The organism is Massilia sp. BSC265, assembly GCF_000740675.1.
In the GTDB taxonomy this organism is placed as follows: Bacteria; Pseudomonadota; Gammaproteobacteria; order Burkholderiales; family Burkholderiaceae_D; genus Telluria.
Map to the genome: position 1 here is coordinate 129,191 of NZ_JPXI01000029.1, position 10,318 is coordinate 139,508.

Sequence of the window (10,318 nt, forward strand, 5' to 3'; positions counted from 1 at the left end):
AAACAACATTTATTACAATCCAGAAATTTACCTTGCCATCTTGGTGACTGCAAGAAATGTTGAGTCTGTTATTGCAACATGTTGTTTTTCAGTAAGTGGCCAAACGATGCGATCGGCATGTCGGATGGCCGTTCGCTCTGGGTCGAGCGCTGCCGGCAGCCAGGCCAATCGTCGGCCACAGGCCGGCGGCCGCCGTGTCGGACGAGTTGATTCGGGCCTACGGTAGGCCGGCCCCGCGCGCCCGGCCGCCGCGCGTCAGGCGCATGGCCGCGCCGAACAGCAGGTGGACGGCGAACGCGCATGCAGCGATGGTCGAGGCCACCAGCACCGGCAGTACGGCGCCGAAGGTGAGGGTCATGCCGAGCGCGAAGCCGAGAACGTATTCGGCACGCCAGGCGCCTGCAATCAGGGCCGCGGCGAAGGCGCCGAAGAAGATCCAGGTAACGGCCGGATGCCCGAAGGTGAAGGCCAGCGCAAGTGCCGCCGCCCACAGGAAGGCTACGGCGAAGCGGGTCTGGGCGAGGGTGCGGAATCGTTCCCGGCTGCCGGTCTGCACCAGGGTGGCGGCGCGGCGCTGGATGCGTCCCACCAGGAACCAGACCAGCAGCGGCACGACCAGCAGCCCCCACCAGTTGGAGACGGCGGGCAGGTCGGGATTGTTCAGCAGGTGGTGCGCAGGCACGCCGCCCTGGGTATATTCCCACCCGAGGTGGAGGACTTCGGCGGCGAAGGCGGAGGTGGCGAGGATGAGGCGGGACTGCAGGTCAGGACGGGCGAACATGGCACGGTTCCTTTGCGGTGGGCCTGGCGATGGAGGAAAAGTCCGGCCGACCAGTGTAGCAAGCCTGCCCATGTTGCCACAATGTTAAACGGGTAGAGTGTGGTACGGACGACTCAACCCAGCAGACGGAGGGCACCGGCTGTCGTGACGACCTCCGCGTACTCGCCAGCGAGGTTCGCCAGCGACATCGCATGCACCTCGTCGGCGCTGCGCGGCGCGCCCGCATGGTCGCGGCGTGCGAAGGCGAAGCAGGCGTCCCCGGCCACGCTCACCTGGAAGCCGAGGTTGCCGGCGCTGCGCACGCTGCATTCGACCGAGATGTTGGTGCTGACGCCGACCACGACCAGGCGCTCGATGCTGCGCACCCGTAGCCAGCGTTCCAGCCCCGACAGGATGAAGGCATCCGGAACGTTCTTTTCCACCACGTGCTCCCCCGGGCGCGGCGTGAACACCGGCTGGAAACCGGCGCCCGGCTGCCCGGGAGCGAAGCCGGAATCCGGCGACCGCGAGATGTGGCGCACGTGGACCACCGGCGCGCCGCGTGCACGCCATGCGTCGAGCAGCGTATCGATGTTGGCTTCCGCCTGCGGGTTGTTGCGTGCGCCCGCGTCCGGGCGGGCCATGCACTGCTGCATGTCGATGATCAGGAGGGCAGGGTGGTCGGGTCGCATCGGTGCTTGAGTGGATGGCAATGCCATCATGGTAACCCAGCCCATGCGAGCGTGCCGGCTTTGGTACACTAGCGCTTTTCGAATCACCGAAGGCTTGATGATGGCGCAACCGCTGGAGCTTCGCGCATGCGCTCTGCAATCCCTGCTTGAAACCGATCCTGCCGCCAAGAGCGCGGGGGTGGCGGCAATGAGCGCTGCGCATCGCGCCGGCGCGTGGCGCGTCGACCTCGACGCGGCGCCCGATGCGCCTGCCGGCATTCCCGGCCGTCCCGCTCGGCCGGAGTTGGTGCCGCCGCGGCTGGTCGGCCGCCGCTCGATGGCGACCGTCGAGGGCCGCGCCATGCTGGTCCACGCGCTCGCCCACATCGAATTCAACGCGGTCAACCTGGCGCTCGACGCGCTGTGGCGCTTCCCCGGCATGCCGCAGGACTATTACACGGACTGGCTGCGCGTAGCAAGCGAGGAAGCGCTGCATTTCAACATGCTGTGCGCCCACCTGGGCACGCTCGGCTTTGCCTACGGCGACTTCCCGGGCCACGACAGCCTGTGGGAGATGGTCGAGAAGACCCGCGGCGACGTGCTGGCGCGCATGGCGCTGGTGCCCCGCACGCTGGAGGCGCGCGGGCTCGACGCGATCCCGCCGCTGCGCGCCAAGCTGGCCCAGGCCGGCGACACGGAGGCAGCCGCCATCCTCGACGTGCTGCTGCGCGACGAAGTGGGGCACGTCGAGATCGGCAACCGCTGGTACCTCCACCTGTGCGGCCTGCGCGGGCTGGAGCCGGTGTCCACCTACGGCGAGCTGACGGTGCAGTACAAGGCGCCGGTACTGAAAGGGCCCTTCAACATCGAGGCGCGGCGCCAGGCCGGTTTCAGCGAAGCGGAGCTGGCGCGCTTTTCCTGACCCCCGCATGGATACCGCACCGATACAGGGCTTCCTGCTGACGCGCCATTGGCGTGACACGGACACTGGCACCGAAGTCGAATTCTGGATCGCCACGGCCGCAGGACCGCGCCGGGTGCGCCTGCCGGCGCAGACGCCGGTCGCCTTCCTTCCCCTCGAACAGCGCGACGCGGCCGAGCTGGCCCTGCATGGCGAGAAGAGCGGCTGGGAACTGCGCGAACTGGGGCTTTGCGATTTCCATCACCGGCCCGTGCTGGGCCTGTACTGCCGCCAGTACCGCCAGCTGCTGCGCCTGGAAAAGCGCCTGCGCGAGTTCGGCGTCGACGTCTACGAAGCCGACGTCCGCCCGCCGGAGCGCTACCTGATGGAGCGCTTCATCACCGCGCCGGTGCTGGTGCATGGCACGCCGGACCCGCAGGACCCGGTACTGATCCGCGACGCGCAACTCAAGCCGGACGGCGCCTACCGTCCGCAGCTGAGGATGGTCTCGCTCGACATCGAGACCAACCAGCACGGGGAGTTGTACTGCATCGGCCTGGAAGGCTGCGGCCAGCGCCAGGTCTACATGCTGGGCGAGCCGAACGGCGCCGTGCGCGAGATGGACTTCGCGCTGGAGTACTGCGCGAGCCGCGCCCAACTGCTGGACCGGCTGGAAGAATGGGTCCGCGTACACGACCCGGACGCCATCATCGGCTGGAACGTGGTCCAGTTCGACCTGCGCATGCTGGTGCAGGCCGCCGAACGCCTGGGACGTTCCTTGCGGCTGGGGCGCGACGGCAGCGCCATCGAGACCCGCGAGCACGGACGCTCGGAGCACTTCTTCGTGTCCATCGCGGGCCGGCTGGTCATCGACGGCATCGAGGCGCTGCGCTCGGCCACCTACAGCTTTCCATCCTTCAGCCTGGAATCGGTGTCGCAGACCTTGCTGGGCGAAGGCAAGGCGATCGACAACCCCTACAGCCGGATGGACGAGATCAACCGCATGTTCGCGGAGGACAAGCCGGCGCTGGCCTTCTACAACCTGAAGGATTGCGAGCTCGTCACCCGCATCTTCGAGAAGACCGAACTGATGCGCTTCCTGCTGGAGCGTGCCAGCGTCACCGGGCTGGCCGTGGACCGCAGCGGCGGCTCGGTGGCGGCGTTCGAGCATCGCTACATGCCGCTGATGCACCGGCAGGGTTTTGTCGCGCCCAACATCGGCGACGTGGCAGCGGCCGACAGCCCGGGCGGCTTCGTGATGGACTCTCGCTCCGGCCTGTACGACTCGGTCGTGGTGCTGGACTACAAAAGCCTGTACCCCTCGATCATCCGTACCTTCCTGATCGACCCGGTCGGCCTGGTGGCGGGCCTGGCCGAACCGGAGGAATCGACCGTGCCGGGCTTTCGCGGCGCGCGCTTCTCGCGTACCCGCCACTGCCTGCCGGGCATCGTGCGCCAGGTGTGGGAAGGGCGCGAGGCCGCCAAGCGCGAACGCAATGCACCGCTGTCGCAGTCGCTCAAGATCATCATGAACGCCTTCTACGGCGTACTGGGGACCACCGCCTGCCGCTTCTTCGACCCGCGCCTGGCGTCCTCGATCACGATGCGCGGGCACGAGATCATGCACCGCACCCGGGCGCTGATCGAGGAGCAGGGCTACCAGGTGATCTATGGCGACACGGATTCTACTTTTGTGTGGCTCGGGCGCGCGCATCCGCAGGCGGAAGCGGAGCGCATCGGGCACGCCCTGGTCGATCGCGTCAACCGCTGGTGGCGCGATTGCCTGCAGTCCGAGTACGGCCTCGATTCGGCGCTGGAACTGGAGTTCGACACGCACTACAGCCGCTTCCTGATGCCGACCGTGCGCGGCTCCGACGAAGGCAGCAAGAAGCGCTACGCCGGCATGGTGCTGAATGTGGACGGTAGCGAGGAGGTCGTGTACAAGGGCCTGGAGACGGTGCGCACCGACTGGTCGCCGCTGGCGCAGCAGTTCCAGCAGGCGCTCTACCTGCGCGTGTTCAAGGGGCAGCCGTATGAAGCCTGGGTGGCCGACTACGTGGCGCGCACCCTGCGCGGGGAACTGGACGAACTGCTGGTCTATCGCAAGCGCCTGCGCCGCCCGCTCGACGACTACGAGCGCAATGTGCCGCCGCACGTGCGCGCCGCGCGCATGGCCGATGCCTTCCACACCGGGCAGGGGCGGCCACCCCAGTACCGCCATGGCGGCTGGATCCGCTACGTGATGACGACCGCCGGGCCCGAACCCCTCGAACTGCGCCGCGCGCCCATCGACTACGAGCACTACCTGACGAAGCAGCTGGAACCGATTGCCGATGCGATCCTGCCCTTCCTGGGTGACAGCTTTGCCCGCTTGACGAGCCCCCAGGGCGCGCTGTTCTGATACAAGCCCCACGCGCCGGGCTGTCGCGTCGTGACAGTGCGTGATTTTTGAAAGTGTGTAAGCTGTTATGCTGGCCTCAACGGTCAGGTTCTGCCGGCGGCAAGCGTTGGCCCGCTAGTCCTGCAGGCCGGTGCCGAGAACGGTTGCGCCAGAACCGCTCAGGCGCTATCGAGTTTTTCCAAGGCATCATCGGTTCCGTATCTTCATGAAAGGACGATGTTGAAAACACTTCTCAGTTATTTCAAGCAATCTTTTGGGCGGCGTCCGCCTGCAGTGTTGCTCGATCCTGTGGCGGGACAGCATGCGGACAGCACCGAGCAAATCGGCGGCCTCGGCGGGTCTCGACACATCGTCACAGATATTGGGGGAAAGAAATACAACATCGCGTCGGATGACGACTATCTCGAACATATCCGTGGCGTGTTCGAGCCACATATGGTGGAGCTGTTCGACTCCTTGATCAAGCCGGCGGATACCGTGCTCGACATCGGTGCGAATATCGGTTGCACGGCTATCCTCTTCGGTAGTCGTGCCAACAAGGTTGTATCCTTCGAGCCCTCGCCAAGCACCTATCGCTTTCTCGAGAAAAACGTCCAGGCATCGGGGCTGAACAATGTCGAACTCAAGAACGTCGGACTAGGCAAGAGCGCGGGTCGGTTTGAACTGACGTTCGCCGCGAACAACCGCGCAGGCGGCTTCGTATCGAACAAGATGCAGGCATCGGCCGGCCATCAGGTGGAGTCCATCGAGATTGTACAAGGTGACGCTTTCCTTGAGGAACTGGGCATCACCAGGGTTGATTTTATCAAGATCGATGTCGAAGGCTTCGAACGCGATGTCATCGAAGGACTTGGCAAGACCATTTCAACATCGAGACCGATCGTGACGCTCGAACTGAACCACTGGTGCCTTAACGTATTCCAGCGAACCTCGGTGCCTGATTTCTTCGATTTCCTTCGCAGTGTTTTTCCCTACCTGTATGCTGTCGGAGCAGACGACGTCTGTAATCTGCACGACCCGAGCGATTCCTACCATGTCATGTTCCGTCACGTCGCCAGCGGACACGAATATCAAAATATTGTCGGCGCTTTCGAGTCGGATCAACTGCAAGCATTCAACGCCAAATTCAGACAGCGCGGAGCATGACAGTAGTATCTCGGGAGCACTGTTGAGTTGACCGGCCGGGATCGGCCTGTTCTGTCGAACAACTCGCGCTTCCACTACGTTCAGCGGCGATGTCCACGGCATTCCTCCCGCCGCGCGGAAGAGATGATCGATCCTCCCTGGCCAGCAGCGCGGGGGGCGGCGTCCAGCGCTGCGCCGGTATGCTCAAGCCGCCAGGCGGGGCGCAGTTCCGTAGGCGCGCATTCACTATCTGGAGGCGATCATGCAAGCGAGAGCAAGGCTGATTGCTGCGGCCCTGGCGACTATCCTGTCGTGTGGTGCAGGCCCCGGTGCAAATGCAGGCCATGCCGGCCCGCTGCCCCGGTTGGACGATGCCGAAACCTTCAGGGTCTGGCGCATCGACGCGCTGGCCGGCGATGCGGCCAAACAGGAAGGGCTTGCGGCGCTTCTTCTTGACCCGCATGCGCGTGCGAACAAAGCCGGCCGGTCCGAAGGCAGCCATTTCCTGGTCCGCGCAGCCATCAGCGGACGAAGCAAGTCCATGCTGCAGTTGGCGGACCTGTTGGGCCGGGGCGCCTTCGGGTTCAAGAGGAGTCCCGCTGCTGCCCGCTGCTGGTCGGCTACGCCCGATGATTTCGACAGCCGTCTTGCATGCCTGAGCCTGACCGATTTCAGGGATCCCCGGGCCCGGGTTCCCTGCAGCGATTTGACGGTCATGAGAGAAGGGGTTCCCGCCGACAGGAAGACGGGTGCCGCCATGGCCAGGCTCTGCCTGGCGAACAAGACGCCGGCCTTGTTGGTCCCGGGGCCGCCGCCAGGCAAGGAGGCCATCGAGCGCGTACGTTTGTACGCACGGCACGGCATCGAGTGGGTGATTACCGGGGACGTCTACGAACACGCGTTCGAACGATACCGCGCCGAGTTCAACGAGACCGTCGTCACGCGCATCGAGTCCAAGCGTGGCAAGGGCTACATGGAGAGTCTGTCCAGGGATATCGCATTGCGTATTTCAAAACGATACCGAGGCAAGAGTAAAGGGTGAGCGTATGTGGTACCGCCCAGCAGCCGAAGCGCGCCAGCCGCACCGCGGTGTCGACAGGGCGCCACTGCCGTGTCGGACACGGTGCGACCAAGGAGACGGTCACGGCGTGTCGCCGGCATGACCGGCATGCCGTCCCACATTCCAGGACGGGACACGTACGAAAAAAAAGCCGCCCGTCGAAGGGCGGCTTTCGGCATGCAAGCCTCGAGATCATGTGAGCCGGCAGCTGACCTGGTCGTGCCTGCCGGGCACGTTTACTCCTCCTCGTGGAAGGCCTCTTCCCGCTTCTTGCGCAGGGACGGCAAGAGCACCACGATCAGGCACAGGGCCGCCATGCCCAGCAGGGTGGCGCTGATCGGACGGGTGACGAACACCGTCGGGTCGCTGTGCGACAGCAGCAGCGCGCGGCGCAGGTGTTCTTCCATCATCGGGCCGATGATGTAGCCGAGCAGCATCGGCGCCGGTTCCGCGCCCAGCTTGGCGCAGATGTAGCCGAACAGCCCGAACAGCGCCATCAGGTAGACGTCGAACTGGTTGTTGTTCAGGCTGAACACACCGATCGCGCAGAACATCAGGATGGCCGGGAACAGGCGGTGGTAGGGCACCATGATCATCTTGATCCACAGGCCGATCATCGGCAGGTTCAGGACCACCAGGAACAGGTTGCCGAACCACATCGAGACGATCAGGCCCCAGAACAGGGCCGGCTGTTCGGTCATGACGGCCGGGCCAGGCTGGATGCCCTGGATGATCATGGCGCCGATCATCAGTGCCATCACCGGGTTCGATGGAATACCCAATGTCAACATCGGGATGAACGAAGTCTGGGCGCCGGCATTGTTGGCGGCCTCGGGGGCCGCCACGCCTTCGATCGCGCCCTTGCCGAATTGCGCGGCATTGGGCGAGACCTTCTTCTCGATCGAATAGGATGCGAACGAGGCCAGCATGGCACCGCCGCCCGGCAGGATGCCGAGGGCGGAGCCGAGCGCGGTGCCGCGCAGCGTCGGCGCCGCGATGCGCTTGAGGTCGGCCATGCTCGGCATCAGTCCCGTGACCTTCTTCATCATGAGGCTGCGGTCTTCGTCGTGCTCCAGGTTGCGGATGATCTCGCCGATACCGAACATGCCCATCGCCACGATCACGAAGTTGATGCCGTCCGCCAGTTCCGGCAGGTCGAAGGTGTAGCGCTGGGCGCCCGAATTGACGTCGGTGCCGACCAGGCCGAGCAGAAGGCCGAGCAGCACCATGCCGATCGCGTTGAGCAGCGAGCCGCTGGCCAGCACCACGGCGGCCACCAGGCCGAGCACCATGAGCGAGAAGTATTCCGCGGAGCCGAACTTGAGCGCGAGTTCGGCCAGAGGAGGCGCGAACAAGGCGAGCAGGACCGTGGCGACGCTGCCGGCAAAGAAGGACGCCAGCGCGGCGGTGGCGAGCGCCTTTCCGGCGTTGCCGCTGCGTGCCATCTGGTGGCCGTCGAGGGCGGTGACCACCGAGGATGATTCTCCCGGAAGGTTGACCAGGATGGCCGTGGTCGAGCCGCCGTATTGGGCGCCGTAGTAGATACCGGCCAGCATGATCAGCGACGAGGTCGGCGGCAGGCCGAAGGTGGCCGGCAGCAGCATCGCGATGGTCGCGATCGGGCCCAGGCCCGGCAGCACGCCGACGGCGGTGCCGACGAAGACGCCGACCAGGCAGTAGAACAGGTTGTTGAGGGTAAAGGCCGTTTCGAGGCCCAGGGCGAGGTTGGCAAAGATCTCCATGTGCTCACTCTCCGGTCAGCCAGGGGCCGATGATCGGCATCGGCAAGCCGAGCAGCTTGACGAAGAGGAGCACGGCGAACAGTGTCAGGCCGACCGCGAGCAGCAGCGTGCTGCCGAGCCGGAACTTGGGGCTGGCATACGCGCTCAGCATGATCAGCACGAAGGCGGCGATGGCGAGCCCGGCGCCGCGCATCAGCACGCCGAACAGCAGTACCGACCCCAGGATGATGGCGATGTCCTTGATATGGAAGGTGCCGATCTCGTCACGGGCGCCGGTTGTGCGGCCGATGAAGGCACGCACGATGGCGACCAGGCCGATCAGGGCCAGCAGGTAACCGAGCACGGTCGGAAAATAGCCTGCCCCCATGCGGCCGGTAGTACCCATGCCGAGCTCGCGGCCGAAATACACGGCGGCCAGCCCGAAGGTAACGAAGATGATGCCGATCCAGAAATTCTTCGGATGGCGAACGATGGAAGTCACGGCGAACCCCTTGTTGCTTGTTGTTGTCAGGTATTGAAACAGGCTGCGCGTCGCTTGGAGCGCGCAGCCGGCAGCATCGGTGCTGCGGAATCAGTCGGCGTACTGACCGGCCTTGGTGATGATCGGCCCCCAGCGATCGATTTCCGCCTTCACGTGGGCGCGCAGCGCTTCCGGACGGGCGCGGTTTTCAGCCACCGGTTCGGTGCCGAGGTCGGCGAAGCGCTGCTTGACGGTCGGGTCCTTCAAGGCCACGCGCAGGGCGTTCGACAGGGTCTCCACGACCGGCTTCGGGGTGCCCTTCGGTGCGTACATGCCGTGCCACACGGCGATCTCGAAGCCAGGCAGGCCGGCTTCGGCCATGGTCGGCACGTTCGGCATCGAGGCCAGGCGCTGCTTGGTGGTCACGCCGTAGACCTTGACCTTGTTGCTCTTGATCTGGCTGGTGGTGTTGGTGGTCTGGTCGCACATCAGGTCCACCTGGCCGCCGAGCATGTCGTTCATGGCCGGTCCGGTGCCCTTGTAGGGCACGGTGGTCAGGTCCACGCCGATGGCGGTCTGGAACAGCATGCCGCACAGGTGCGAGGCCGAGCCGAGGCCGGCATTGGCGTACGTGACCTTGGTCTTGTTGGCCTTCACGTAGGCCAGCAGTTCCTGGAAGTTCTTGGCCGGAAAGTCCGCCTTGGCGATCAGGGTCATGGGCACGTCGGTGACCAGGCCGATCGGCTCGAAGTCGGTCATCGCGTTGTAGCTCAGCTTGCGGTACAGGGCCGGCGCGGTCGAGTGGCCGATATGGTGCAGGAAGATCGTGTAGCCGTCCGGCGCCGCCTTGGCCACGCGCGCGGCGCCGATGGTGCCGCCGGCGCCGCCGACGTTCTCGACGATGATCTGCTGTTTCAGGGTCTTGCCCATCGACTGGGCCACCAAACGCGCCACGGTGTCGGTCGGCCCGCCGGCGGCGAAGGGCACGATCATCGTGACGGTCTTGGTGGGGTAATTCTGGGCTGAAGCGCTGAAGGCGGTGCCGGCAAGGGCGATGGCCGCGACGGAGCGCAGGAATGTGGTTTTCATCGGTGTCTTCCTCTAACCTCGTTGGTTTCGATTTATCAGTATGGGCGACGCAAGGACAACCACGATGCAGGCCACGACGAATCCAGCCAGCTCCCATGGAGCGCGTGCA

Annotated in this window: 9 protein-coding genes; 4 read left to right on the top strand and 5 right to left on the bottom strand. The window is 65.1% G+C overall.

Annotated elements, in window-relative coordinates:
• Window positions 1–217: 217 nt before the first annotated feature.
• On the bottom strand, window positions 218–781 hold the full coding sequence (locus MA09_RS07730) for a hypothetical protein (RefSeq protein ID WP_036246745.1): 564 nt from the start codon (window positions 779–781) through the stop codon (window positions 218–220).
• Between the two features lie 113 nt (window positions 782–894).
• Window positions 895–1,452: a cysteine hydrolase family protein gene (locus MA09_RS07735; RefSeq protein ID WP_036246747.1), complete on the bottom strand. Its 558-nt coding sequence runs from the start codon at window positions 1,450–1,452 to the stop codon at window positions 895–897.
• Between the two features lie 100 nt (window positions 1,453–1,552).
• On the opposite strand from MA09_RS07735, the gene MA09_RS07740 reads away from it, so the two are divergent.
• The 4 genes from MA09_RS07740 (at window position 1,553) to MA09_RS07755 (ending at window position 6,900) form a co-directional block, all read left to right on the top strand.
• Window positions 1,553–2,353, top strand: coding sequence for a ferritin-like domain-containing protein (locus MA09_RS07740; RefSeq protein ID WP_036247366.1), 801 nt, complete (start codon window positions 1,553–1,555; stop codon window positions 2,351–2,353).
• Between the two features lie 7 nt (window positions 2,354–2,360).
• Window positions 2,361–4,733, top strand: coding sequence for a DNA polymerase II (locus tag MA09_RS07745; protein WP_036246748.1), 2,373 nt, complete (start codon window positions 2,361–2,363; stop codon window positions 4,731–4,733).
• Between the two features lie 216 nt (window positions 4,734–4,949).
• The gene (locus MA09_RS07750; RefSeq protein WP_036246749.1) at window positions 4,950–5,879 is read left to right on the top strand and encodes an FkbM family methyltransferase; all 930 of its coding nucleotides are present in this window, start codon (window positions 4,950–4,952) and stop codon (window positions 5,877–5,879) included.
• A gap of 241 nt (window positions 5,880–6,120) precedes the next feature.
• Window positions 6,121–6,900, top strand: coding sequence for a hypothetical protein (locus MA09_RS07755; RefSeq protein ID WP_152594590.1), 780 nt, complete (start codon window positions 6,121–6,123; stop codon window positions 6,898–6,900).
• A gap of 254 nt (window positions 6,901–7,154) precedes the next feature.
• On the opposite strand, the gene MA09_RS07760 is transcribed toward MA09_RS07755, so the two are convergent.
• The 3 genes from MA09_RS07760 to MA09_RS07770 all read right to left on the bottom strand — a co-directional run bounded on the left by MA09_RS07760 (window position 7,155) and on the right by MA09_RS07770 (window position 10,209).
• Window positions 7,155–8,660 carry a tripartite tricarboxylate transporter permease gene (locus MA09_RS07760; protein ID WP_036246752.1) on the bottom strand — a complete coding sequence of 502 codons (1,506 nt, stop codon included), beginning with the start codon at window positions 8,658–8,660 and terminating at the stop codon, window positions 7,155–7,157.
• Between the two features lie 4 nt (window positions 8,661–8,664).
• Window positions 8,665–9,141, bottom strand: coding sequence for a tripartite tricarboxylate transporter TctB family protein (locus tag MA09_RS07765; protein ID WP_036246754.1), 477 nt, complete (start codon window positions 9,139–9,141; stop codon window positions 8,665–8,667).
• Window positions 9,142–9,231: 90 nt separating this feature from the next.
• Complete coding sequence (locus tag MA09_RS07770; RefSeq protein WP_036246756.1) at window positions 9,232–10,209, bottom strand: tripartite tricarboxylate transporter substrate binding protein BugD; 978 nt, start codon at window positions 10,207–10,209, stop codon at window positions 9,232–9,234.
• Between the last annotated feature and the right edge of the window lie 109 nt (window positions 10,210–10,318).

Excerpts from the sequence above, each read along its gene's own strand:
- MA09_RS07750 (WP_036246749.1), top strand. The coding sequence starts at position 4,950 with ATGTTGAAAACACTTCTCAGTTATTTCAAGCAATCTTTTGGGCGGCGT.
- MA09_RS07745 (WP_036246748.1), top strand. The coding sequence starts at position 2,361 with ATGGATACCGCACCGATACAGGGCTTCCTGCTGACGCGCCATTGGCGT.
- MA09_RS07735 (WP_036246747.1), bottom strand. The coding sequence starts at position 1,452 with ATGCGACCCGACCACCCTGCCCTCCTGATCATCGACATGCAGCAGTGC.
- MA09_RS07760 (WP_036246752.1), bottom strand. The coding sequence starts at position 8,660 with ATGGAGATCTTTGCCAACCTCGCCCTGGGCCTCGAAACGGCCTTTACC.
- MA09_RS07730 (WP_036246745.1), bottom strand. The coding sequence starts at position 781 with ATGTTCGCCCGTCCTGACCTGCAGTCCCGCCTCATCCTCGCCACCTCC.
- MA09_RS07740 (WP_036247366.1), top strand. The coding sequence starts at position 1,553 with ATGGCGCAACCGCTGGAGCTTCGCGCATGCGCTCTGCAATCCCTGCTT.
- MA09_RS07770 (WP_036246756.1), bottom strand. The coding sequence starts at position 10,209 with ATGAAAACCACATTCCTGCGCTCCGTCGCGGCCATCGCCCTTGCCGGC.
- MA09_RS07755 (WP_152594590.1), top strand. The coding sequence starts at position 6,121 with ATGCAAGCGAGAGCAAGGCTGATTGCTGCGGCCCTGGCGACTATCCTG.